The organism is Mesorhizobium sp. 113-3-9 (assembly GCF_016756515.1).
Classification (GTDB): Bacteria; Pseudomonadota; Alphaproteobacteria; order Rhizobiales; family Rhizobiaceae; genus Mesorhizobium.
This window is the reverse complement of sequence record NZ_AP023246.1, coordinates 4,452,066-4,476,630: the sequence shown is the minus strand read 5'-3', so window position 1 is coordinate 4,476,630 and position 24,565 is coordinate 4,452,066. Positions and strand designations below refer to the sequence as shown.

The 24,565-nt window shown below is 62.6% G+C and carries 23 protein-coding genes; 4 read left to right on the top strand and 19 right to left on the bottom strand.

Going from position 1 to position 24,565, the window contains the following annotated elements; translation table 11 throughout:
* The first annotated feature begins 300 nt into the window (after positions 1 to 300).
* Entirely contained in the window at positions 301 to 1,038 is a 738-nt protein-coding gene (lexA, locus tag MesoLj_RS21685) for a transcriptional repressor LexA (RefSeq protein WP_096446241.1), read from the top strand.
* Here the strand turns inward: lexA and MesoLj_RS21680 are convergent.
* Positions 1,032 to 3,482 carry a ComEC/Rec2 family competence protein gene (locus MesoLj_RS21680; protein WP_202322337.1) on the bottom strand — a complete coding sequence of 817 codons (2,451 nt, stop codon included), beginning with the start codon at positions 3,480 to 3,482 and terminating at the stop codon, positions 1,032 to 1,034. The genes lexA and MesoLj_RS21680 overlap by 7 nt on opposite strands.
* Positions 3,483 to 3,584: 102 nt before the next feature.
* Here MesoLj_RS21680 and gltX point away from each other — a divergent pair, with 102 nt between their 5' ends.
* Both gltX and gltA read left to right on the top strand, forming a co-directional pair.
* Complete coding sequence (gene gltX, locus MesoLj_RS21675) at positions 3,585 to 5,009, top strand: glutamate--tRNA ligase (RefSeq protein ID WP_202322336.1); 1,425 nt, start codon at positions 3,585 to 3,587, stop codon at positions 5,007 to 5,009.
* A gap of 184 nt (positions 5,010 to 5,193) precedes the next feature.
* A complete protein-coding gene (gene gltA / locus MesoLj_RS21670) occupies positions 5,194 to 6,522 on the top strand; it encodes a citrate synthase (RefSeq protein WP_056577025.1) in 1,329 nt (442 codons plus the stop codon).
* A gap of 67 nt (positions 6,523 to 6,589) precedes the next feature.
* Here the strand turns inward: gltA and lpxB are convergent, their stop codons facing one another.
* The 13 genes from lpxB to MesoLj_RS21605 all read right to left on the bottom strand — a co-directional run bounded on the left by lpxB (position 6,590) and on the right by MesoLj_RS21605 (position 19,716).
* Entirely contained in the window at positions 6,590 to 7,762 is a 1,173-nt protein-coding gene (lpxB, locus tag MesoLj_RS21665) for a lipid-A-disaccharide synthase (RefSeq protein WP_202322334.1), read from the bottom strand.
* Complete coding sequence (locus MesoLj_RS21660) at positions 7,755 to 8,654, bottom strand: LpxI family protein (RefSeq protein WP_202322332.1); 900 nt, start codon at positions 8,652 to 8,654, stop codon at positions 7,755 to 7,757. Before MesoLj_RS21660 ends, lpxB begins: the two co-directional genes overlap by 8 nt.
* On the bottom strand, positions 8,641 to 9,474 hold the full coding sequence (gene lpxA, locus MesoLj_RS21655; RefSeq protein WP_202322331.1) for an acyl-ACP--UDP-N-acetylglucosamine O-acyltransferase: 834 nt from the start codon (positions 9,472 to 9,474) through the stop codon (positions 8,641 to 8,643). The genes MesoLj_RS21660 and lpxA overlap by 14 nt, the downstream gene beginning before the upstream one ends.
* Positions 9,475 to 9,487: 13 nt before the next feature.
* Positions 9,488 to 9,955 (bottom strand): 3-hydroxyacyl-ACP dehydratase FabZ, encoded by a 468-nt coding sequence (gene fabZ / locus MesoLj_RS21650; protein ID WP_140773554.1) that lies wholly within the window; start codon positions 9,953 to 9,955, stop codon positions 9,488 to 9,490.
* Entirely contained in the window at positions 9,948 to 11,003 is a 1,056-nt protein-coding gene (lpxD, locus tag MesoLj_RS21645) for a UDP-3-O-(3-hydroxymyristoyl)glucosamine N-acyltransferase (RefSeq protein WP_202322330.1), read from the bottom strand. The genes fabZ and lpxD overlap by 8 nt, the downstream gene beginning before the upstream one ends.
* Positions 11,004 to 11,078: 75 nt before the next feature.
* Positions 11,079 to 13,457, bottom strand: coding sequence for an outer membrane protein assembly factor BamA (bamA, locus tag MesoLj_RS21640; RefSeq protein ID WP_202322329.1), 2,379 nt, complete (start codon positions 13,455 to 13,457; stop codon positions 11,079 to 11,081).
* Between the two features lie 217 nt (positions 13,458 to 13,674).
* The gene (rseP, locus tag MesoLj_RS21635; RefSeq protein ID WP_140773548.1) at positions 13,675 to 14,817 is read right to left on the bottom strand and encodes an RIP metalloprotease RseP; all 1,143 of its coding nucleotides are present in this window, start codon (positions 14,815 to 14,817) and stop codon (positions 13,675 to 13,677) included.
* Positions 14,818 to 14,914: 97 nt separating this feature from the next.
* On the bottom strand, positions 14,915 to 15,730 hold the full coding sequence (locus MesoLj_RS21630) for a phosphatidate cytidylyltransferase (RefSeq protein WP_202322328.1): 816 nt from the start codon (positions 15,728 to 15,730) through the stop codon (positions 14,915 to 14,917).
* Positions 15,727 to 16,461, bottom strand: a complete 735-nt coding sequence (locus tag MesoLj_RS21625; RefSeq protein ID WP_140773545.1) for an isoprenyl transferase — start codon at positions 16,459 to 16,461, stop codon at positions 15,727 to 15,729. Before MesoLj_RS21625 ends, MesoLj_RS21630 begins: the two co-directional genes overlap by 4 nt.
* Before the next feature lie 32 nt (positions 16,462 to 16,493).
* Complete coding sequence (frr, locus tag MesoLj_RS21620; protein ID WP_027051885.1) at positions 16,494 to 17,048, bottom strand: ribosome recycling factor; 555 nt, start codon at positions 17,046 to 17,048, stop codon at positions 16,494 to 16,496.
* Between the two features lie 109 nt (positions 17,049 to 17,157).
* On the bottom strand, positions 17,158 to 17,880 hold the full coding sequence (gene pyrH, locus MesoLj_RS21615; protein ID WP_140773541.1) for a UMP kinase: 723 nt from the start codon (positions 17,878 to 17,880) through the stop codon (positions 17,158 to 17,160).
* A 161-nt stretch (positions 17,881 to 18,041) separates the two neighbouring features.
* Complete coding sequence (locus MesoLj_RS21610; RefSeq protein ID WP_202322327.1) at positions 18,042 to 19,151, bottom strand: aldo/keto reductase; 1,110 nt, start codon at positions 19,149 to 19,151, stop codon at positions 18,042 to 18,044.
* 37 nt (positions 19,152 to 19,188) lie between these two features.
* On the bottom strand, positions 19,189 to 19,716 hold the full coding sequence (locus MesoLj_RS21605; protein ID WP_202322326.1) for a nuclear transport factor 2 family protein: 528 nt from the start codon (positions 19,714 to 19,716) through the stop codon (positions 19,189 to 19,191).
* A gap of 116 nt (positions 19,717 to 19,832) precedes the next feature.
* Between MesoLj_RS21605 and MesoLj_RS21600 the strand changes: the two genes are divergently transcribed.
* The gene (locus tag MesoLj_RS21600) at positions 19,833 to 20,768 is read left to right on the top strand and encodes a LysR family transcriptional regulator (protein WP_202322324.1); all 936 of its coding nucleotides are present in this window, start codon (positions 19,833 to 19,835) and stop codon (positions 20,766 to 20,768) included.
* A 13-nt stretch (positions 20,769 to 20,781) separates the two neighbouring features.
* Here the strand turns inward: MesoLj_RS21600 and tsf are convergent, their stop codons facing one another.
* The 5 genes from tsf to MesoLj_RS21575 form a co-directional block, all read right to left on the bottom strand.
* Positions 20,782 to 21,702, bottom strand: a complete 921-nt coding sequence (tsf, locus tag MesoLj_RS21595) for a translation elongation factor Ts (protein WP_056576988.1) — start codon at positions 21,700 to 21,702, stop codon at positions 20,782 to 20,784.
* Positions 21,703 to 21,811: 109 nt separating this feature from the next.
* Positions 21,812 to 22,594 carry a 30S ribosomal protein S2 gene (gene rpsB, locus MesoLj_RS21590; RefSeq protein WP_023777441.1) on the bottom strand — a complete coding sequence of 261 codons (783 nt, stop codon included), beginning with the start codon at positions 22,592 to 22,594 and terminating at the stop codon, positions 21,812 to 21,814.
* A gap of 177 nt (positions 22,595 to 22,771) precedes the next feature.
* Complete coding sequence (locus tag MesoLj_RS21585; protein ID WP_202322322.1) at positions 22,772 to 23,383, bottom strand: LysE family translocator; 612 nt, start codon at positions 23,381 to 23,383, stop codon at positions 22,772 to 22,774.
* The gene (locus MesoLj_RS21580) at positions 23,380 to 23,658 is read right to left on the bottom strand and encodes a DUF4031 domain-containing protein (protein WP_202322319.1); all 279 of its coding nucleotides are present in this window, start codon (positions 23,656 to 23,658) and stop codon (positions 23,380 to 23,382) included. Before MesoLj_RS21580 ends, MesoLj_RS21585 begins: the two co-directional genes overlap by 4 nt.
* 36 nt (positions 23,659 to 23,694) lie before the next feature.
* Entirely contained in the window at positions 23,695 to 24,525 is an 831-nt protein-coding gene (locus MesoLj_RS21575; protein ID WP_140773529.1) for a cell envelope integrity EipB family protein, read from the bottom strand.
* Positions 24,526 to 24,565 lie beyond the last annotated feature (40 nt).

The following is a 24,565-nucleotide window of genomic DNA, read 5'->3' as shown; positions in this document are numbered from 1 at the left end:
CGTTCCGCTCGAAATGGATCGATTGGCCCATGCAATCCGCCCTGTGAATGCCCTTCAAACGCTGATGCCAAGCGGGACAAGAGGGTGGGCCACAGGCCATTAACCAAAATGATTTCAATGCTCGCCTTGGCGCGGAGGTGGTCGATTGCTGCCCGCTGCCGGCGGCAGATAATTTCAGATGCCTTAACAAATTCACTAAACTTTAAACAGTTGCGGAACACAACTGGAACAGATAGTGTTTGTTCTGGGTTTGTTTTTCGATTCCGATTCACACCCTTCGTTCAATGCCTGGGGGGCGCCATGCTGACGCGCAAGCAACATGAACTTCTGATGTTCATCCATGAACGGCTGAAGGAAAGCGGTATCCCGCCCTCCTTTGACGAGATGAAGGAAGCGCTCGATCTCGCCTCCAAGTCAGGGATCCATCGCCTGATCACGGCACTGGAGGAACGCGGCTTTATCAGGCGGCTGCCCAACCGGGCGCGGGCATTGGAAGTGCTGCGGCTACCGGATTCGATCGCGCCCGGCCTCAACGCCGCAAAGAAATTCTCGCCGAGTGTCATTCAGGGCAGTCTCGGTCAGGGTGGCCTCGGCCGCCAGATCAAGCCGGCGCCGTCGCGCTTGCCTTCTGCCGGCAATGACGACGACGCGGTCTCCGCCGTGTCGATCCCGGTGATGGGCCGTATCGCCGCCGGCGTGCCGATCGATGCGATCCAGCATCAGACGCATTCGATCTCGGTGCCGCCGGACATGATCATGGGTGGCGAGCACTATGCGCTGGAGGTCAAGGGCGACTCGATGATCGAGGCCGGCATCTTCGATGGCGACACGGTCATTATCCGCAACGCCGATACGGCGAGCCCGGGCGAGATCGTCGTGGCGCTGGTCGACGAGGAGGAAGCGACCTTGAAACGGTTCCGCCGCAAGGGCGCCTCGATTGCCCTTGAGGCCGCCAACCCGGCCTACGAGACACGCATTTTCGGGCCGGATAGGGTCAAGGTGCAAGGCAAGCTGGTCGGGCTGATCAGGCGCTACTGAGCAGGAGCAGCCGGCGTTTCGGCTTTTTGATAGGGTGGCAGCCCCCTCGCCTCACGCGAAAACTTTCGTTGCTCGTGCCAGGGCCGATACGGCCCGTCCACGGCGAAGCTGACGGTCGGCGGGCCGGTCGCCGATTGACGATCGAAGAACACGGCGGCACTGCCCTTGCGTGCAAGTTGCCGTTTGGTGATGACGAGAACCAGCGGGTTGTGGCAGGCATCGTAGCCTGTCGCGTCATTGACAACGATCAGATCGGCGAAACCGCAGGCCTTCCAGGTAGCCTTGCGGTCTTCGACATGCGCGATGATCGCGCCAGACGGATGCCGGGCGAGACAGATGCCCTCCGTGCAGTAGAACGGCGCCCCTGGCGGCAGATTGACGGCATCTGCAATGTCGAATTGCCCGTCCGCCTTGTTGAACATCTCTGGTGTGACAATGGTTTCGGACACCAGCGCGCGTTTCCAATTGTCGACGGTGAATTCGTTCGGACGAGCCCGGCTGACCGCGAGTTCGCCACCGCCGATCGGCACCGCGACCAGCCGCGCGTCTTCGGAGATCAGCACATCCGGCACGCGCGTATCAGACACGGTCAACAGGCCGGCGAGTGCGAATGGCACTGCCGCCAGCCGTAGCCATGTCGTCGCCATCGTCGCGATGACCAGGGCAATCGTCACCAGCAGTACGGAGTGTTGTGAAATCATCCCGATCGCATCGACGGGGGAGCGTTCCGATATCCACGCCGATATGGCGATCATCGCTGTCAGGCCCTTGCCCATGAGGTAGAGAAAAGGCCCGTCCAGACCGAAGGGCATTGTCAAGGCGCTGACAACCGCCAGAAACATGACGACCGAGACAATTGGCATGATAGCCAGATTGGCGAACAGGCTGAGCGGCGAAACGCGCTGGAAGTGCCATATGGCAAACAGCGCCGTGGCGCTGCCGGCAATGATGGACGTCATCGCCACCCCTCCCGTAAGCGCAAGGAATTTTCGCATCAGGAACCCCGGCAGGGACCGCTTTGGCGGTGGCGGTCTTGCCTTTCCCGCACGGTGATCCGCCCAGCCGGCATAGGCGCCGACCAGCGCGGCCGTTGCGGCGAACGACATCTGGAAGCTCGGGCCGACAACTTCGTGCGGCGACACCACGATGACGGCGATCGCCGAGATCGCCAGATTGCGCATGGTCAGCGCCGCGCGATCGAACAATACGGCAATCAGCATCACCGCCAGCATGATGAAACTGCGCTCGGCTGCAACGACGACGCCTGAGATGATGAGGTAGGCGGCGATCGAGAACAGTGCCGCGGCGGCCGCATATTTCTTCACCGGCCGGCGCGCGGAGAAATCCGGGAACAGCGCGAAGGCACCGCGCAGCAGGCCCATGATGGTGCCGGCGACCAGCGCCATATGCAGTCCCGAAATGGAGATGATATGATAGATGCCGGTGCGCCGCATCGCTTCGTTGATTTCATCGGGAATGCCGGCGCGCACGCCAACGATCAGCGCTGCCGCGATCTCGCCTTCGGCGCCACCAACAGCGCCCCTGATGTGGTCGGCGATGGCCTCGCGGGCATTTTCTATCCCTGAAAACAGGCGGGCAGACAGCGGCATCTCATCGTCGTCAGCGGAGACGATTCTTGGATTGCCGAGAAAGAAGCCGCTGCCACCGATGCCGGCAAAGTAGCTGTCGAAGGAGAAATCGTAGCTGTCCGGTCGCACCGGACCGGTCGGCGGCAGCAGTTTGGCATAGCCCGATATCAGCGAGCCGGCGGTCATGTCGTCAGGTATCTTGCGCGCCGAGAGCCGGACCCTTTCCGGCGCGTAACGCAGTTTTGGCCGCGCCGTCGACGTCACGTCTATGGTCAATCGGATGCGGCCGGTCTCCATGCGGTCGAGCGAGACGACGCGGCCGGTCACTTGCGTCGAGATTTCCGAGCCCAGCATCCGGGTGTCCGCCCGCCAGGTCTCGACCTTGGCGGCAAGCAGGCCCAGCGCGCATAACAATGCCGCCATGAAGGCCAGATGGGTTTTCGGCCATGAGCGCGAGACAAGCGCACAGATCGCCATCAGCGCGACGATCGCGACAGGCTTTGCAAAGTCAGGCTCCGCCGCCAGCGAATAATAGCCGATCGCACCAGCGGCCAGGCAGACCGGCACCAGCAGGAAGGCGACGCCTCGGTCGAGTTCCAGTTCCGCTGCTGTCGTCACACCGTGGCGCAGGCGAGGCAAGGAAGCCTGGCCGATTTGCCGCCCGATACGCGCAATCCTGCCAGTGGCGGGCGGAATTGGTGCTGGGGCACCCGCTGGCAAAGGTTGGCTGCCGGAGCCGGGAACGAGAGGTGATGGCGGCAGCGAGGCCGGCGGCGGGATCGCAAACAGGGACCGCTCGCTGACGCCAACAACAGCGTCCTCGCCCTGATCCGAGCCCCGGCCACGTCCAGCCATCGGGTCTGCCCCTTGCACCCCTGACGCCCTATGCTACATGAACGCGCAACGCGCGAAAGTCCGCGCCGCCGCGCCCCGCTTCAGATGGTTTCCGAGAGTTTCATGTCCGACAAGGTCGTCACCCGTTTTGCCCCCTCGCCCACCGGTTACCTGCATATCGGAGGCGCGCGCACGGCGCTGTTCAACTGGCTCTATGCCAAACATACCGCCGGCACGATGCTGCTGCGCATCGAGGACACCGATCGCGAGCGTTCCACCGATGCGGCAACGGCCGCCATCCTGGACGGACTCACCTGGCTCGGTCTTGGCTGGGACGGCGATGCGGTTTCGCAATTCGATCGCGCCCCGCGCCACCGCGAAGTCGCGGAGGAGCTCGTGCGCCTGGGCAAGGCTTATTACAGCTACGAGACGCCTGCCGAACTGGAGGCAATGCGCGAAGCGGCTCGCGCCAAGGGTCTGCCGCCACGCTACAATGGCCAGTGGCGCGATCGCGATCCGTCCGAGGCGCCAGCCGGCGTCAAGGGCGCCATCCGCATCAAGGCGCCGACCGAGGGCGAGACGGTCGTCCACGACCGCGTCCAGGGCGAGGTGCGCTTCCCCAACAAGGATCTCGACGACTTCATCATCCTGCGTTCGGACGGCAACCCGACCTACATGCATGCCGTCGTCGTCGACGACCACGACATGGGCGTCACCCACATCATCCGTGGCGACGACCACCTGACCAATGCCGCCCGCCAGACTGTGATCTACAATGCCATGGGTTGGGACGTGCCATCGATGTCGCATATACCGCTGATCCATGGCGCCGACGGCGCCAAGCTCTCGAAGCGTCACGGCGCGCTCGGCGTTGAGGCTTATCGCGCCATGGGCTACCTGCCGGAGGCGCTGCTCAACTACCTGGCGCGCCTGGGCTGGAGCCACGGCGACGACGAGATCATGTCGATCAAGGACATGATCTCCTGGTTCGATATCGGCGACGTCAACAAGGGCGCGGCCCGCTTCGATTTCGCCAAGCTGGAAGCGATCAATGGCGCGCATATGCGCCGCATGGCCGATGCCGAACTGTTCGACATCTTCATCGCCACGCTGCCCTATCTCGAGGGTGGCCCGGCGATGGCCGCACGCCTTGACGACGCGAACAAGGCGCAGCTGCTGGCAGCCCTTCCGGGGCTGAAGGAGCGCGCCAAGACGCTGGTCGAGCTTGTCGATGGCGCGGCCTTCCTGTTCGCCACGCGCCCGCTGCCGATCGACGACAAGGCGGCGCTCTTGCTCAATGACGATGCGCGCAAGATCCTGCGTGGCGCTCACGAAGCTTTGAACGCGGTTTCTGGCGACTGGACGGCTGCCGCGGCGGAGGCCGCGATCCGCGATTATGCGCTGGCCGGTGGCCATAAGCTTGGCGCCGTGGCCCAGCCCCTGCGGGCCGCGCTGACTGGCAAAAGCACCTCACCGGGTGTGTTCGACGTGCTTGCCGTGCTTGGACGCGAGGAGAGCCTGGCGCGCATAGCGGATCAAATCGATTAGGAGCAAACTGGCCCAAGAAGATTGGCATTGAAAGGCGCGTTTCGCAGTGCAACATTAGGCCTTGGCCCAATCTGGCACGCACCTCCTAAAATGCGGTGGCGAATACGCGCATTGCGGTGATTTCGACGTGTCGCTCTGCAGAAATTTGCCTTTGCCGGCATGAGGAAACAAGAAGGAGTTTGCAATGACCGAAGCTGCGAAGAAACTGGATGTGGGCGGCAAGAACCAAGAAGCTACGGCAACGCTTGAATTCGCCGGCAAGACCCATGAATTCAAGGTGCGAAGCGGCTCCGTCGGACCTGACGTCATCGACATCGCCTCGCTCTACAGCACCACCGGCGCCTTCACATACGACCCCGGTTTCACCTCGACCGCAAGCTGCGAGTCCGAGATAACCTTCATCGACGGCGATGCCGGCATCCTCTTGCATCGCGGCTATCCGATCGACCAGTTGGCTGAACACGGCGACTTCCTCGAAGTCTGCTATCTCCTGCTCTACGGCGAACTGCCGACCAAGGCGCAGAAGGACGATTTCGATTACCGCGTAACGCGCCACACCATGGTGCATGAGCAGATGTCGCGCTTCTTCACCGGCTTCCGCCGCGATGCGCACCCGATGGCGGTCATGTGCGGCGTGGTCGGCGCGCTGTCGGCCTTCTATCACGACTCCACCGACATCTCCGACCCGTACCAGCGCATGGTCGCTTCCATGCGGCTGATCGCCAAGATGCCGACGATCGCGGCCATGGCCTACAAATACCACATCGGCCAGCCCTTCATCTATCCAAAGAACGATCTCGGTTTCGCGGCAAACTTCCTGCATATGTGCTTTGCCGTGCCGTGCGAGGAGTACAAGATCAACCCGGTGCTGGCGCGCGCCATGGAGCGCATCTTCATCCTGCACGCCGATCACGAGCAGAATGCCTCGACCTCGACGGTTCGCCTCGCCGGCTCTTCTGGCGCCAACCCGTTCGCCTGCATCGCCGCCGGCATCGCTTGCCTGTGGGGCCCGGCCCATGGCGGCGCCAATGAAGCGGCGCTCAACATGTTGGGCGAGATCGGCCATGTCGATCACATCCCGGAGTTCATCGCCCGCGCCAAGGACAAAAACGATCCGTTCCGGCTGATGGGCTTTGGCCACCGCGTCTACAAGAACTACGATCCTCGTGCGAAAATCATGCAGAAGACGGCGCACGAAGTCCTGGGCGAACTCGGCATCAAGGACGATCCGCTGCTCGACATCGCGATGGAGCTGGAGAAGATCGCGCTGACCGATCCCTATTTCATCGAGAAGAAGCTCTATCCGAATGTCGACTTCTATTCCGGCATCACGCTGAAGGCGCTGGGCTTCCCCACCACCATGTTCACCGTGCTGTTCGCGGTCGCCCGCACCGTGGGCTGGATCGCGCAGTGGAAGGAGATGATCGAGGATCCGCGCCAGAAGATCGGCCGTCCGCGTCAGCTCTACACCGGCGCGCCGGAGCGTGACTACGTGCCGATCGCCAAGCGGTGATCGGAAGAAGTGAGTAGTCAGTAGTGAATAGTGATAGTCCACTTAACTACTCACTACTCACTACTCACTACCTCGCTCTCTTAACGTACCCCATCACCACCTGCGCCGCGATCTCGCCCGACGGCCTGTCCGTCGCCATGCGACGCGCGATCTCGGCAAAGCCGTCTTTCTGCCAGGCGCGCATGCCGCTGTCGGCGAACAGCGCCTCCATCTGCCGGGCCAGATTGTTCGGCTTGACGTACTCGTTGTAGAACTCCGGAATAAGCGCACGATCCGCAATCAGGTTGGGCAGCAGCGCCGACCAGACGGAAACGAAATAGGGCGCAACGGCGCGTGCTATGGGATCGAGCCTGTAGCACGAGACCATCGGCACACCCGACAGCGCCAGCTCCAGCGATACGGTTCCCGATGCGATCAGCGCGGCATCGGCCTTGCCGAAAGCCTGCCATTTGCGTTGGGGATCAACGATGATCTCGGGCTTTTCATCCCAGCGGTTGACCGAGGATTTTACGAGGTCGACGACGTGGGGAACCGTCGGCAGCAACAGCCGCAGCCTATGTCCGCGCGCGCGCAGCATCGACACCGTCTCGCCGAATGGTTCGATCAGCCGGCGCACCTCGCCGCGCCGCGAGCCGGGCAGCACGAGCAATGTCTTGATGCGGTCCTGGGCAAGATCGCGCGGCAATTCCTGCGCCTTCGCGGCAGCAAGCACGCCCGCCTCATGCGTGAGGCGATGCCCGACATAGGTGCCTGGCGGGCCACCCAGCCGCTCGAGCTCCTTCACCTCGAACGGCAGGATGCACAGGATATGGTCGACGTAAGGCCTCATTGCCACCGCCCTGCCCGGCCGCCACGCCCAGACGCTTGGACAGACATAGTGGATGATGGGAATCGACGGCTTGGCCGCACGCACCCTCCTGGCGACACGCAAGGAAAAGTCGGGGCTGTCGATGGTGACCAGACAGTCCGGCTTCTCGTCCGCGATGGTTTTGGCCAGTTGGCCGATCCGCCTGATGAGGCGCGGCAGATCGCGCAGGACGGCACTGAACCCCATCAGAGCGATCTCGCCGGCATCGAAAGGCGACACCAGGCCCAATTCGCCGAGATGCCGGCCGCCGAGGCCGACGAGTTGCACCTCGCGGCCCGTCATCTGGCGGAGAGAACGCACGATGTCGGCTCCAAGCAGATCGCCTGATTCCTCACCCGCGACGATCGCGATCTTGAGTACCCTGTCAGCCATGCGCCGGCTCCGCGGCGGCCAGGGCGACGATGAACAGACCGAGTTCGTTGGCGCGCGACAGGGTTGCGGGACCCTCGAGGATCAGCGAGCGTCCCGCCTCGACGGCAATGCCGGCAAGCCCGGCCGCGTGGGCTGCTTCGATCGTCTGCGGTCCTATGGACGGAAGATCAGCGCGCAGCTCCTGGCCGGGCTTGGCGCATTTGACCAGGACGCCGCGTGTCTTGCCGGCGATGCGGCCGTGGCCACGCAGCAGCCTGGCGCGGTCGAGCAATCCGGCCGTGCCTTCGATGCCCTCGAGCGCGATGGTCCGGCCGCCGACCGCGATCGCCGCCTGGCCGATATCCAGCGCTCCGATGGCCTTTGCCGCCGCAAAGCCCGCCTTGATGTCGCGCCAGTCGGGCTTCTGCGGCTCCACCTTGGTCAAGGTCCCTTCGGCTGCCACAAGGTTCGGCACGATTTCATGGGCACCCACGACCTTTATTCCTCGTGCCTCAAGGCCCCGCGCCACCACTTTCAATAGGCCATCATCGCCGCGCGCCAGTGCCATCACGACAAGGGGTATCACGGCGAGCAGGCTGAGGCTTGGGCGCAGATGCGTCAGTCTTGGCCGGCGCTTGATCTCGCCGGCAAGCACAAGATGGGTAATCCGGTGGCGCTTGAGCAATGGAACAAGCGAGCCGATCGCCTCCAGGGCCAGGGTCTCATGGTCATACTGGCGCAATTCCACCAATCGGTCGGCCTCGCCGTCCATGAGGACGACGAAGGGCGGATACCCCTGCTCGGCCGAGCCGGCCGCGACTTCAACGGGAAGACTGCCGCCGCCGGCGATGATGCCGACCCTGGCATCAGGCGGGAGATCAAGATCAGCAGAAGCCGTCTCAGTCTTCATCATCGGCATCGTCGCCGTCGCTGCCCTTGAGCGATGGCACCGCATAGTGCCGCTTGCCGCGACTGGTGATGAAATCGATGATCTTCATGGCGGTCGGCGAAGAGGCGAACTCGGCCTTGGCGAATTCGATGTTTTCGCCGACAGTGCGGGAGCGGTCGAAGATCGTCCTGTAAGCCTTGCGCAACAGATAGATTTCGGAACGCGGCAGACCGGCACGCTTGAGGCCGATGATGTTCAAGCCGCGCAAGCTGGCGCGGTTGCCAACGGCAATGGCATAGGGAATGACATCGCCGACAAAAGCCGAGCACCCGCCAAGAAAGGCGTTATCGCCGACACGCACGAACTGATGAACGGCGCTGAGGCCGCCAATATAGACGTTGTCGCCAATCTCGCAGTGTCCGCCCAGCGTCGCGCCATTGGCGAAGGTGGCGTTCTTGCCGACCACGCAATCATGGGCGATGTGGGCATAGGCAAGGAAATTGCCGTTGTCGCCGACCGTCGTCTCGCCGCGGCTGGTATCCGTGCCGACATGCATGGTGACGCCTTCGCGGATGGTGCAATTGGCGCCGATGACCAGCGTGGTGCGGCCGCCCTTGTGCTTGGTGTTCTGCGGCGGCGCGCCCAATATCGCCATCGGATAGACCTTGGTGGACGCCCCGATAGTGGTCGCGCCCATCACCGAGACATGGCTGACCAGTTCGACGCCCTCACCCATCACGGCATCGGCGCTGACATGGCAGAACGGCCCTATGCGCACGCCCTGGCCGATTTGAGCGCCCTCTTCCACGACGGAAGAAGGATGGATTGAAGTCTTGATTTTCATAGGCACTCGATCGTCAGTCGCCGGTGACCATCATGGCTGAAATCTCGGCCTCGGCCGCCTTGGTGCCATCGACCAGGGCTTCACAGGCGAATTTGAGCAGGTTGCCGCGCTTCTTGATTTTCTTGACGTGGATCTTCAACTGGTCGCCGGGAACGACCGGTTTGCGGAATTTGGCGTTGTCGATGGTCAGGAAATAGACCAGCGACGGCTTCGAGGCCCCAAGGCTTCGGATGCAGATGGCGCCCGCCGTCTGTGCCATGGCCTCTACGATCAGCACGCCCGGCATCACAGGCTGCTCCGGGAAATGCCCTTGAAAATGCGGCTCGTTGATGGTGACGTTCTTGATGCCGATGGCAGATTCATCGCCATCGATGTCGACGATGCGGTCGATCATCAGGAAGGGATAGCGGTGCGGCAGAAGCTTCATCAGCCCCAATATGTCGACCGCTTCCAGCGTCGTCGCCGCCACCATATCAGCCATTGTCCTTGCCCTGCTTGCGTGCCCTGGCCATCGTGCGCAACATGGCTATCTCCCGCATGGCTTCCGCCATCGGCTGTGCCGGATAACCGCCCCAGATCTCGCCGGCAGGGACATTGCTCATAAATCCACTTCTGGCGGCAAGCTTGGCTCCTGTGCCGATGGTCAGGTGATCGGCAAGTCCGACGCCGCCGCCCATCGTGACATTGTCACCCACGACCACGGAACCGGAAATACCTGAAAGCCCGGCTACTATGCAATTGCGACCGATGCGGACGTTATGGGCGATCTGGACGAGATTGTCGATCTTGGTACCCTGGCCGATGATCGTATCGGACATGGCGCCACGATCGACGGTCGAATTGGAGCCGATCTCGACATCGTCCTGGATGACGACCCGCCCGATCTGGGGAACCCGCTCCGGCCCCTTGGCGCCGCCGACAAAGCCGAAGCCGTCCTGGCCAATCCTGGCGCCGCCATGGATGATGACCCGGTTGCCGATCAGCGCATACTGGATGCTGGCTCCCGGGCCGACATAGCCGTCACGGCCGATCTGGCAGAACTGTCCAATGACCGCGTTGGGTGCGACGACGGTACCGCTGCCGATCGAGACGCCTGGCCCGATGACCACGCCGGCCTCGATGATAGCGCCGGCTTCGATATGCGCGGTCGGATCGACATGGGCATGCGGCGAAACACCGGTCTCACCTGTCATTGGCCCCGGCGTGGCGGCTGTTGGGAACAACAGCCGGCCGACGAGCGCGAATGCCTGTTGCGGCCGCGGGTGTATCAGCACAGCGACACCGGCCGGCGCCTTGTTGGCGAATTCCGCCGGGCACAGGACCGCAGCCGCCCGCAGCGACGGCATCAGCGCGGAATTGCGTCTGCCGTCGACGAACACGAGCGCGTTCGCAGCGCCTTCGTTGGCTGGTGCCAGCGCTTCGATCGAAACGTCGGATTGGCCGGAATCGACAAGCACCGAGCCGGTCAGATTCGCGACTTCGGCCGCCGTATACCGGCGTGATGGCGCGAAGAACACCGGGTCGGTCATTCCAGAAGCTATATCCAGCTAGGTCGGAACATTTCTCCCGGATCCAAAAAACCCGGGAGCATCGTTGGCCGCCGATCAGAAGCGGGTCGATATGCCGAAGTTGAATTCCTGCACGTCGTCGCTCGCTTCCTTCTTGACCGGGATCGCATAGTCGATACGGATCGGACCGAACGGCGAAGCCCACATCAGGCCGAGACCGACCGAAGCGCGCAATTTCATGCCGGTAGAATCCGGATTGACCAGCCCGCTGGAAAGCTTGCTGCCATAGAGCGTCGCCGCATCTGCGAACACCGCGCCACGCAAGCCGAAGCTCTCAGGAATAACCGGCAGCGGGAACTGGGCCTCGGCCGACGCATTGAAATAGGTCGTACCACCCAGATGGTCACCGCTCGTACCTGAAGCGACCGGACCGATACCACCGTAAGCAAAGCCGCGGATCATGCGGTCGGTGCTCTGGAAATGATCGAATACGCGCAGGTCGCCATCGCTACCATAACCTTGGACGTGACCAGCGCCGCCTGAAATCAACCCCACTAGATCAAGCTGTTCCGACAGCGTCTGATAGATGCTGCCCCGCCCAGTGACCTTCACGAACTTGGCATCACCACCTAGACCGGCAACTTCCACCGTCGTGTTCGCGTAGATACCCTCATGCGGGTTCTTCATGTCATCGATGGTGTTATAGACCAGCCCCAAGCTGACCGACGACTTGATCCACGGACTTTGGTTTTCTATGGCATCCAAGATGGCTGCCGAAATATTGCAGGTGCCTTGCGGGAGCGCATCGGTGGGATTGCAACTGTCGTCGACCTTATACTTCTCCTGAGAGATATTGTACGCCAGCTGTGTCGTGATGTTGTTGGTGATCGGGAGTCCGAAGCGAACCGTCGCACCCGTGGTGTCGCTGTCGTAGTTGTTGTTGTACTGCCTCGTCGACTTGTAGATGTCGAAGCCGGCAGCGATACGCCGCCCGAGGAAATAAGGCTCGGTGAACGAAATGCTGTAGTCGCGCGAATTCTTGCCGCCACCCGCCGACAGCTTGATGAACTGGCCACGGCCGAGGAAGTTGCGCTCGGTGATCGATCCTTCGACGGACGGACCCGCCGCGTCACCACCGGTCGAATAGCCGGCGCCAATGGAGAATTCACCTGTCGACTTCTCGACTACATCGACCACCAGCACGACCTGGTCCGGCTGCGAGCCGGGCACGGTCGAGATATCGACTTTGTCAAAATAATTGAGGTCTTCCAGGCGCTTCTTCGCGCGCTGGATGAGCACCTGGTTGAACGCGTCGCCTTCGCTGACGTCGAATTCGCGGCGAATGACATAGTCGCGCGTGCGATCGTTGCCGCGGATTTCGATGCGCTCGATATAGGCTTTGGTGCCCTGGTCGACCGTATAGACCACCGAAATCGTATGGTTCTCGAAATTGCGGTCGCCGCGCGGCGTCACCTGCGCGAAGGCATAGCCGGAGCCGGCCACCTTCTCGGTCAGCGCGATGATGGAGTCTTCGACGTTCTTGGCATTGTAGACGTCGCCCTTGCTGGTCTCGACTACTGATTCCAGCGACTTGGAGTCGACTTCCGGGATCGTGCTTTCGACGCTGATGTCACCGAAGGTGTAGCGCTCGCCTTCCTGGACGGTGATGGTGACCGTGTACTTATTCGTGGCGCTGTCGAGTTCGCCGACTGCCGACACGACCTGGAAATCGGCATAGCCGTGATTGTAATAGAAACGGCGCAGCAGCTCCTGGTCGGCGCGCAGCTTGTCCTCGTCATAGACGTCGTCACGCAGGATGAACGAAACCCAGGAGGAGCGCTTGGTGTTGATCACGTCCGACAGGCGACGGCTCGAATAGGCGCTGTTGCCGACGAAGTTGATCGCCGCGATCTGCGTGCGGTCGCCTTCCGTGATGTGGAAGACCACATTCACGCGGTTGTCGCCGAGATCCATGATCTGCGCGGTCACGCCGGCATCGTCGCGGCCGATGCGCTTGTAAGCGGCCTTGACCGCCTCGACATCGGAATCGAGCGTCGCCTGCGAGAACGTGCCGCGCGGCTTCAGCTGAACCGCGGCCTGAAGCGCATTGTCCTTGAGCTTCTTGTTGCCCTGGAACAGAACCTGGTTGACGACCTTGTACTCGGCGACCTTGACCACCAGCGTCGAGCCGACCTGGTTGATCTGGACATCCGAGAACAGGCCGGTGCCGAACAGCGCCTTGACGGCCGCGTCGATATCGGAACTGGAGAAGGCCTTGCCCGGCTTGATGGTGATGTAGTTGCGGATGGTCTCGGCGTCGACACGCTGGTTGCCGGTGACCTCCACCCTGCTGACGACAGCGGCTTCAGCCGCCGATGTGGCAACGAATTGCACTGCGAGCGCACCTGGTACGACCAGAGCGGCGGACAGTGCCGCCGCTGACGCGGCGTTCAGAAACTTGGATGCTGCCTTCATCGGGCTTAATAACCTTTTCTCGTAGTCCCCACGGCGAGAAAACCGGACGTGCGGTAATTTCCCCTACCGTATTAACCGGATTTTCCCTACACGCAAGGCTTCTGGTTAATTTGTATTTACTTAACCCTGGTGCGTGGCTTTCGCGTCACTCATATCCCCGTGCATGGTAAACGGCGTCTCAACATTGGCCATGCCGAAGCCGAATTTCTTCATGATTTCAGCATCCAAAGAGATCATTCCAGAACACGAAACCCATGAAGCACAGGACAAGGAGCAGACCGGCCCGATAGGCCATTTCCATCATCCGTTCCGACACCGGTCGGCGAATGACGGCCTCCACCCCGTAGAACAACAGATGGCCGCCGTCGAGGGGGGGAATCGGCAAAAGGTTGAGAATACCTATCCCGACAGACAGCAGCGCGACGAGCTGAACCAGCCACTCGAAACCCAGTTTCGCAGCCTTGCCCGCCATGTCGGCGATCTTGACCGGACCACCCAATTGGCACTTGTCCTCGCGGCCCGCGGCGAAACGCTGCAGGAACTGGCCGGTGCGCTCGATGACGTGGCCCGTTTCCTCAACGGCCGCCGCCACGGCACCGACCGGCGTGTAGGTGATGAGACGGGGCTGGCCGAGTTCCTTGTTGTTGACGACGCCGATCACGGCGACCTTGACCTTGTTGCCGAGCGCGTCTTCCTGCTCCATCAACTGCGGGGTCGCGGTGACCGTGACTTCCTTGCCATCGCGCAGCATGACGAAGGTGATGGTATCGCCGGCCCGGCCCGAGACCAGCCGCTGCACATCGCCGAAGGTTTCGACCTTGCTGCCGTCGACGCTGACGAATCGGTCCCCGGGCAGGATGCCGGCCTTCGCCGCGGGACTATCCGTCGTAACCTCCGCCACCATGGGCTCCGCGACATAACGCCCATAGGCCGCAAACAGGACGGCAAAGACGACGATCGTCAGCAGGAAATTGAACAGAGGCCCGGCCGCGACCGTCGCCGCGCGCTTCCAGATCGCCTGGGTATGAAAGGCGACCTTGCGCTCCTCGTCGGTCAGCGTCTCGAGTTCATCCGAGGTGGGCTGGCTGGAGGTGGCGTTCATGTCGCCGACAAATTTGACATAGCCGCCAAGTGGTATGGCGCAAAGCTTCCAGCGCGTGCCATGCCTGTCGTTGAAACCGATGAGTTCGGGACCGAAGCCGATCGAAAAGGCCTTGACCCCGATGCCGCACCAGCGGCCGACGAGGTAGTGGCCCATTTCGTGGACGAACACCACCACGGTCAGCACGAAGAGAAACGGCACGAGCGTGCCGAGAAAGAAACCTTCCGTGCTGAAAATCGCGTGAAGAATCTCGTTCAATTCAGGTCCTCAAATTCTTCCGCAGTTGCGCCGTGACTGTGACATCAATCCAGGCGAATCCAAGGCGCGTCCGCACCAGATCGTGGAACGGCATCATTCAAATCGGAAACAGCCCCTGTGCCGGATGATCGGCGCCCGCCGAAATCCAGCCGATGACGTACAGGGCGAGAGCCGCCGCGACAAGCCCGTCGACACGGTCCATCACGCCGCCATGCCCCGGAATGAGCACACCCGAATCCTTGCGGCCGTGCCGCCGCTTTACCCAGGATTCGAACAGGTCACCGGCTTGGGCTACAATCGAAAGCACCAGCGCCACAAGGCCGAGCAGCGCCAGGTTCCCGGCACCGGCGACGGCTGCCAGCGTAACCCCGGCAACGACACCACCGACAGCACCGCCAAGCGCGCCGCTGCGCGTCTTGCCGGGCGAAATCGCCGGCGCAAGTTTGGGACCGCCAACGGCGCGCCCGACGAAATAGGCAAAAATGTCGGTCGCCCAGACGACCGCGAACAAAAACAGGATGGCGACGAGGCCCGCATGGTCGCCATCGCGCAGCAGGGCGAGCGACAGGCCGGACACGCTGGCATAGGCAAGACCGCTTGCCTCCCACTGCCCGGTCTGGCGAACCAGGGCGGCAATCGCCGTCACGGCAATCAGAATCACGGCGAGCAGCAGCAGCCAGAACGCAGGGAGCCCGGCAATCAGGGCGCCGATGAAAACGACAGCCAGCGCCTCGGGCAGGAAGCCCAGCCCATGGGGCGTGACAGGCCGCGACATCCGTGTCCACTCGTAAAAGATCATCGCCACCATGGCTGCGCACAGCAGTCGGAAAGGCAGACCGCCAAGCCACGTCAGGCCAAGGGCGATGACGGCAAGCACAACCGCTGAAATGACGCGGAGCTGAAGGTTGCTCATCCCGCGGCCGGTCGCGACGCGACGTCTTGCGGGCCCAATCCGCCGAAACGGCGCTCACGGCCGGCAAATTCGCGCAAGGCCTCGGCGAGGTGCTCGCGGCTGAAATCGGGCCAATAACAAGGCAGGAACACCAACTCGCTATAGGCGGCCTGCCACAAGAGGAAGTTGGACAGGCGAAGCTCGCCGCTGGTGCGTATGACCAGTTCCGGATCGGGGATGCCTTGCGTGTCGAGACAGCCGGCAAAGCTTTCGGCGGTGATCGCTTCGCTGTCGATCTCGCCGCGCGCCACGGCCGAAGCAAGCTTGCGCGCCGTGCGTACGATCTCGTCGCGTCCGCCATAGTTGAAGGCGATGACCAGCGTCAGCGCTTCGTTGCCGGCGGTGAGCGATTCGGCCTCGTCGAGCAGCCCTCTGATGTCGGCCTGCAGCCCTGCCCTGTCGCCGATGATCCTGACCCGCACACCGCTCTGATGGAGTTCGGCGAGATCGCGGCGGATGAACAGCTTCAACAGTCCCATCAGGTCGCTGACTTCGGACTTCGGCCGCGACCAGTTCTCCGACGAGAAAGCGTAGACGGTCAGGAAGGAGATACCGAGATCCGGTGCCGCGCGCACCGTCTTGCGCAGCGCCTCGACGCCGGCGCGATGACCGGCGAGCCTCGGCATGCCGCGCGACTTGGCCCAGCGTCCATTTCCATCCATGATGATCGCGACATGCGCGGGCGTTGTCATGATCTCGCTTTCGGGTCAGCCTGCGGCCAACCCTAAACCTGCATGATTTCAGCTTCCTTGTCGGAAAGCAGATGATCGATGGTGCTGATCGTTTCGTCTGTGAGCTTCTGGACCTGGTCCGAACGCTTGCGCTGATCGTCCTCGCTGATGGTGCCGTCCTTCTCCGCCTTCTTCAGGAAGTCCATGCCGTCGCGGCGCACATGGCGCGCGGCGACGCGGGCGTTCTCGGCATAGCCGTGCGAGATCTTGACCAGTTCCTTGCGGCGCTGCTCGTTGAGCTCCGGCAGCGGAATCCTGAGATTGGTGCCGTCGACGATCGGGTTGAAGCCCAGATTGGATTCCCGGATGGCGCGGTCGACAGCTCCAACCATCGACTTGTCCCAGATCGACACCGAGATCATGCGTGGTTCCGGAACGGTAACGTTGGCGACCTGGTTGATCGGCATGGTGGTGCCGTAGGCCTGCACCTGGATGGCATCGAGCAGATTGCTGGAGGCGCGACCGGTCCGCAGCGAAGCCAGGTCATGCTTGAACGCGGCGATTGCCCCATCCATGCGCCGCTTGAGATCGTCGTACTCACCACTCATCTTAGTCTCCTCGACCCGTCTGCCGCGGGTTCACTGCTTCGGGGCAAGGCCCCGTTCGAGCCTGATTTTCGAAAAGCCGGTTTCCCTTTTCTAGGGATCAGGCCCCGGATCAATCGTCCGCGACGACCGTGCAGCGGCCGCCGCCCCTCAGAATATCGCCGAAACCACCTTTTTCGTGGATCGAATAGACGATTATCGGAATGTTGTTTTCACGCGCAAGTGCAATCGCAGCAGTATCCATGATGGAAAGGCCGCGATTTATGACTTCGGCATGACTGATGCGCTCGAAACGCGTCGCATGTGGGTCCTTTTTCGGGTCGGCCGAATAGACACCATCGACCTGCGTGCCCTTGAACAGCGCGTCGGCGCCGATTTCAGCCGCGCGAAGCGCTGCGGCCGAATCAGTGGTGAAGAACGGATTGCCGGTGCCGCCGGCAAAGATCACCACCCTGCCCTGGTTCATGTAAGCGTCCGCCTGGCGTTGCGAAAAACTCTCGCAGAGTTCTGGCATGGCGATCGCCGACAGCACCACAGCATCGACGCCGATTTTGTGCAGCGAGGTGCGCAGTGCCAGCGAGTTGATGACCGTGGCAAGCATGCCCATATGGTCGCCGGTGACGCGGTCACCGCCCTTGGAGGCGACGGCCACGCCGCGGAAGATGTTGCCGCCGCCGATGACGACTCCGACCTCGATGCCCAGCGCGCGGGCCTCGGCGATGTCGGCGGCAATGCGATCCACGACCGAGACATCGATGCCGAAATGCTGTTCGCCCATCAACGCTTCGCCCGACGCTTTCAACAAGACACGTCGGTAGAGGGGCTTCACCGTCATTTGGTCCTCGTCATTTTGCATGTGGCGCGCCTGGGCTGGCCGCCCTCGCGCAGGCGCCGCGCCCCGAACATTGGCGCGATGCCGAGTTCCGATACACGAAGGGCGCCGCGATGTCACGCGGCGCCCAATCGGCGAATTCACGGCAACCCCTGGCCGATCGATCAGTCGGTGGATACGCTGGCCGGCTCGCCCTCGACAAGCACCGGCGAGGCGTAGCCGGGAGGCTTGTCGCCCGTTGCCGCGCCGCCGGTGACGCGCGCCTGTATCTGCGGCCCGAAATAGGAATAGGGAAACGGCGCCGGCGTTGCGCTGACCGAATCCAGCCGGTTGCGAAGCCCTGCCGGTATCTCGAAGTCCAGCGCGCCAAGATTGTCCTTGATCTGGCCGAGCGTCGTCGCACCGAGGATAACGGCGGCGATTCCGGGCTGCGTCGCCACCCAGTTGAGAGCGACCTGCGGCATGCTGCGGCCGAGCTCGCACGCAACCTTCTCGAGCTCGGCCACGATGGCCCAGTTATGCTCCGTGAATTTCTGGAAGCCCGGATGCGTCGAGTTGCGAAACCCGTCGAGCCGGCCCGCGTTTCCGGCCTGGACCGGCCGATATTTGCCGCTGAGCAGCCCGCTGGCCAGCGGGCTCCAGACCATGATGCCGGCGCCATGGCGCGTGCCGAACGGTACGAACTCATTCTCGATCGAGCGCTCGGCGAGGGAGTATTCGAGCTGCAGGGCCGAAACCGGTTCATATCCGCGCAGCTCGGCGATCGCCTGTGCCCGCCCCGCATACCAGGCCGGCACGTCGGACAGGCCGACATGGCGCACCTTGCCCACCCGCACCAGGTCATCGAGCGTACGCATGACCTCTTCGGCCGGCGTCAGCCTGTCCCACACATGCATGAGGTAGAGATCGATATAGTCGGTGCCCAGCCGCTTCAGTGAGGCGTCTATCGCGCGCATGATGTTCTTGCGGCCGTTGCCGCCGGCATTGGGATTGCCGGGCTGCATGTTCATGGTGAACTTGCTGGCGATCACCGCGGTATCGCGCAAGCCCCGCTCGGCGATGAATTCGCCAAGCCAGGCTTCGGCGGTGCCACCGGTGTAGAGGTCCGCCGTGTCGAAGAAATTGCCGCCTGCCTCGACATAGGCGTTAAACATCGCGCGGGCCGTGTCCCTGTCGGCTCCCCAGCCCCACTCCTTGCCGAACGTCATGGTGCCCAGCGCCAGCCGGCTGAGCCTGAGGCCGCTGTTGCCGAGCGTGTAATAGGTCATGGTCATGATCGTCTTCCAATGCTTGATGGTGAATGCCGCCGCGTCACTGGCCCGGCGTCGCCTTGACCCAGGGGTTGCCGCGCTCGTGCGTCATGCGGAAGGCGAAGCCATCGACCTTCCAACCGGAGGCGGCGCGCGTCAGCTTGTGCTCATACGTGCCCCAGACCTCCCAAAGCGGGTCGCCATTGCCTTCCATCCGGTTCCAGGCATAACCGTTGGACAGGACGGTCGCCGTGTCCGCCTCGAGAACGACCTGGTGATTGGTGCGCAGGTGCAGGCTTGTCTTCGCACCCTTGAGGTTGCCGGCCCAGGCGCCGATCAGATCGTCGGAGGCGATGATGGCCGCGGGCTGTCCCGACAGGCTGCTGAAGTCGGCGGCAACCCGATCCGCGAAATAGCTGCGCGCGAGTTTCCAGTCCTGCGCGTCGACGGCGCGGTCGATGGCATCGGCAATCCGGATGACCGCGCGTTCGTCCGCGAGCGCTTGCCAGCCGGATGGTTCCGCCCCGCCGGCATCGACCGGCGACAGCGCCATGCCGGCCGCGAAAGTTACGTGCTTCAACGCATTCATGTCTCGTCTCCTCAATGCCATCAGCCAACCGCGGATGTGTCGGCGACAATGTGGATCGGTGTCTTGGCATCGATAAGATTGCATTGTTCGCAAGGACCATGCGATATCATTCATGAATGGATCGGGATCTGCTCAGCCATCTGCCTGTCATCGTTGCCGTTGCCCGGCGCGGCGGCTTCGCGCTTGCAGCCGCCGAACTCGGCATGAGTCCGTCCGCCGTCAGCCATGCGGTGCGCCTTGTCGAGGAGCGCATTGGTCAGCCGCTGTTTGCGCGCACGACACGCAGCGTTTCGCTCACCGAGGCCGGCAAGGCTCTGGTGGAAGCGGCGGCCCCTGCCCTCCAGGATATTGCCGAACGGATGGACCGTATCCGCAGCGTCAAGGGCAAGCCGTCCGGCCTGCTCAGGATCAATGCCTCCAACATCGCGATCCCATTGGCGGTGACGCCGGTCGTTGCCGCCATGGCCGAGCGCTATCCGGACATCACGGTGGAGGTCTTCGCCGATCAGGGGCTGGTCGACATCGTCGGCGAAGGTTTTGACGCCGGGATCCGGCTGGGCGAGATGATCGCGCAGGATATGGTCGCCGTGCGGCTCACGCCTCCGTTCAAAGCCGTCATCGTCGCCTCTCCCGCCTATATCGGGCGCCGTGGCCGCCCGCGCAGCGTGGCCGATCTCGCCAACCACAATTGCATCGGTTACCGGCTGGTTCGCTCCGGCGCGCTCTATCGCTGGGATTTGGCGGAGGGCGGCAAGGATGTGGTCATGGAGACCGGCGGAACGGCCATCGTCACGGATTCGCTGGCCGCCATTGATCTCGCGCTTGCCGGAGTGGGCCTTGCCTACATGTTCGAACCGCTGGCGCGCGCGGATCTTGCGGCCGGCCGCCTGGTGCAGGTGCTGCCGCAATCGGTGATCGAGGAGCCTGGCCTGTTCCTCTATTTCCCGCGCCGGGCGGCGATGGCGCCGAAGCTGAGGGCGTTTATCGACACCGCACAAGAAATCGGCCTGACATCCATGCGGACATCAGGCCGAAAAACACTGTCGGAATAAAGCGGTAGGAAGCTTACTTCTTGACCGCCGCCGCGACTTCCGCCGCGAAATCGGTCTCTTCCTTCTCGATACCCTCGCCAAGCGCGAAGCGCAGATAGGCTGTGATCTTGGCCGGCGCGCCGATTTCCTTCTCGGCATCCTTCAGCGCCTTCTCGACGGTGATGTCGGGATTGAGCACGAAGGCCTGCTTCAAGAGCACGACTTCCTCGTAGAACTTGCGCATGCGGCCTTCGACCATCTTCTCGATGATCGCTTCCGGCTTGCCGGATTGACGCGCCTGGTCTGAGAAGATCGCCTTTTCGCGTTCTACCGCGGCCGGGTCGATCTGCTCTGCCGTCAGCGCCATCGGGTTGGTGGCGGCGACGTGCATGGCGACCTGGCGGCCGAAGGCGTTGGCCGCATGCTCATTGCCCGTGGTTTCGATCGCGACCAGCACGCCGAGCTTGCCAAGGCCGTCGGCAACCGCGTTGTGGACATAGGTCGCCACCGCGCCATGCGGTACGGTGAGCTTGGCCGAGCGGCGGAAGCCCAGGTTCTCGCCGATCGTGCCGACAGCGTCCTTGATGGTGTCGGTGACCGACTTGTCCGAACCCGGATATTTGGCGGCGGCAACCGCCTCGGTCGTGCCATAGGCGAGAGCGACCTTGGCAACGTTGGCGACGATTTCCTGGAACGCGGCGTTGCGGGCGACAAAGTCGGTCTCGGAATTGACCTCGACGACCGCGGCCTCGCGCACGCCATTGTCGACGCCGATCAGGCCTTCGGCGGCGGTGCGGCCGGCCTTCTTGTCGGCCTTCGAAATGCCCTTCTTGCGCAGCCAGTCGACGGCCTCTTCCATATTGCCGTTGGTCTCGTTCAACGCCGCCTTGCAGTCCATCATGCCCGCGCCGGTCAAGTCGCGGAGTTCTTTGACCTGTGCAGCCGAAATGCTCATTGTCGCCTCTTTGTTTTAAATGCACCGACGCACCATCGGTACTCGATGGTGCGTCTGTTTAGCGTGCCAAAATATGAGAAAGATGAAGGCCGTTGCCGGCCTTCGATTATCAAGCCTCGGGGGCTTCCGATGCCGGAGCCGGATCGAGCGCCGGCTCGACCGGAGCTTCAACCGAAGCGCCGATGTCGACGCCGAGCGCGCCCTGCTGACGGGCGATGCCGTCGATCGCAGCCTTGGCGATCAGGTCGCAATAGAGCTGGATGGCGCGGGCCGCGTCGTCATTGCCGGGGATCGGGAAATCGATCTTGTCCGGATCGCAGTTCGAATCGATGATGGCGACGACCGGGATGCCAAGGCGCTTGGCCTCGAGGATGGCGATCGCTTCCTTGTTGGTGTCGATCACGAACATCAGGTCGGGCGTCGAGCCCATGTCCTTGATGCCGCCCAGCGCCTTGTCCAGCTTCTCGCGCTCGCGATCGAGGTTCAGGCGCTCCTTCTTGGTGAGGCCCTGGGCCTCGCCGGCCAGCATCTCGTCGAGCTTGCGCAGGCGCTGGATCGAATTCGAGATCGTCTTCCAGTTGGTCAGCATGCCGCCGAGCCAACGCGAGTTGACATAGTATTGGGCCGAACGCTGAGCCGCATCGGCGACGATGTCCGACGCCTGGCGCTTGGTGCCGACGAACAGCACGCGGCCGCCCTTGGCGACGGTGTCGGAAACCTGCTTCAGCGCCTGGTGCAGCAAGGGCACTGTCTGCGAGAGGTCGATGATGTGGATGTTGTTGCGGGCGCCATAGATGTAGGGCGCCATCTTCGGATTCCAGCGGTGGGTCTGGTGGCCGAAGTGAATGCCAGCTTCCAAAAGCTGGCGCATGCTGAAATCAGGCAGAGCCATTCTTATTTTCCTTTCCGGTTAGCCTCCACGGACACAGGCATTTTCGGACCAGGTCCTCGAACGCCACCGGAGGTTTCAGCCGGATTTCTCCCGGGCAGACACCAAAGTCCGTGTGTGGAATGAGCGCGCATATAGAGGGGAAGTGCGACAAACGCAAGCGGGGTGCCGTTTTACGGCTCAGCGTGCGGCAATCAGCGCTCCGGTGCCGATCATGGCGCTGCCGGCAAACCGGTTCATCAGCCGCATGCGCCTGGGTGTCCTGAACCAGCCCGAAGCCCGGCCCGCAAGCGCCGCATAGGCCCCCATGGTGAGGACGTTGACGCTGATGACGACGGCCACCACCAGCAGGCCATCGACAAAGGTGAGCGTGTCGAGGTTGAGGATCAACGGCATGATCGAGGCATGGAACAGGATTGCCTTCGGGTTCCCCAACGCAATGGATGCGCCAAGCAAGAAGGACCGCGACAATCTCGCCTCGGCCGTCCGCGGCTCATCCGATTGCGCGGCCGAGGCGCGCCACATCCTGATGCCGAGAAAGATCAGATAGACAGCACCGGCATATTTCAGCAGGAGAAAGATCCATTCGAAGGTCTGGGCCAGCGCCACCAGCCCGAGCAGCGCCAGGGTGACCAGCACCGCATCGCCGGCGGCAACCCCAATGCCGGCCATGAAGGCACGAAGGAAGCCGCGCGACACGCCATTGGTGATGACCGCGAACATCGCGGGTCCCGGTGTGGCGGCGGCGAGTGTGACGGCGGCGCAATAGGCGAGAAATGCAGTTGGCGTCATGGCTTGGCCTTTCCATTGGGCACCCGCACCCGCCGGAAGATCGCGACGATCTCCTCGCGGCTGCATTCGATGGCGCCGAGCCGCACCGCGCGGTCGCGCTCCAGGCCGGTTATGTCATAGTGCGGAGCCGATGTCTTGGGCGGGCCCTGGTAGGACGAGCGCTTGACGCCCAGTTCGGCGGCGAATCGATGCAACTCGTGGGTATCGTCGGCCATCAGGTGGCACCAGCGATGGCCGGCCCACTTCCAGATCGCCGCATCGACGTAGACCGCCATCAAGCCCGCCGCGGCCAGCTCAATTGCGCGCCCCGGCTATTTCGATACCGGGCAAGGCTTTGTCTGGTCGAACAGCGAAAGATTGACCAGCTTGCCCGTCATCGAGAAGTCGCCATAGTCCATGGTGAGATCGCGGGTGATGCCGTTCTCGTGCAGCTTGAAGCTGATCCGGTATTCCGGCACCTCTTCACCGTTCTGGGCGCTGTCATCGAAATAGGCGATGTCGACAGGCCAGTATTTGTCGGTGGCGAGTTTCGCCAGAGCCGGAGCTTCCGGATCGGCCTTGTCGGCCTCGGTCTTCTTGCCGACGACGACGGTGGTCGTCATCACCTTGTTGGCGTCCTCCGACCCGTCGAACAGGTTTGTCTGGTAGAAGTTCTCGCCTTTCTCGGCCTTGCCGATCAGTTCGACCAGATGCTGGGTCGGAAACTGGGTGGCGGCGAGTTCCAGGCTGTTCTTCTCAGGCTTGTCGATATCGACCTTCAGCCCTTTCGCATCTTTCGTGGCGATACCCTTGACCTCCTTGTCGAGGTTCTGGTCGACAAAGGATTTGGTCACGAACGAAAAGGTCTTGCCTTCGGCATCCTCGAAAGTCGTCGTCTGCTGGTCGGTGAGTCTCGTGTTGTCGTTGGTGACGATCTGGGTCACGAAACGGAACTTCACCGTATAGCCTTCGCAGGCCGAACCGTTGAATTCGTAGACCATGCGACCGGATATGCCTGTTATCCCGGACCGGTCGGAGGCCTTGTTGAGGGTGAGGTCATACACGGCGCGGTGCGCCTGCAGCGCCGGGACGGCGAAAGCGGGTCCTATCGAGAAGACCGCCGACAACAGGACGGCGTGGAATGCAAGGCGCGTTGCGCGCATGAGGTACTCCGATCGTCGCGGCTGATGGCAGGCCGCAGGG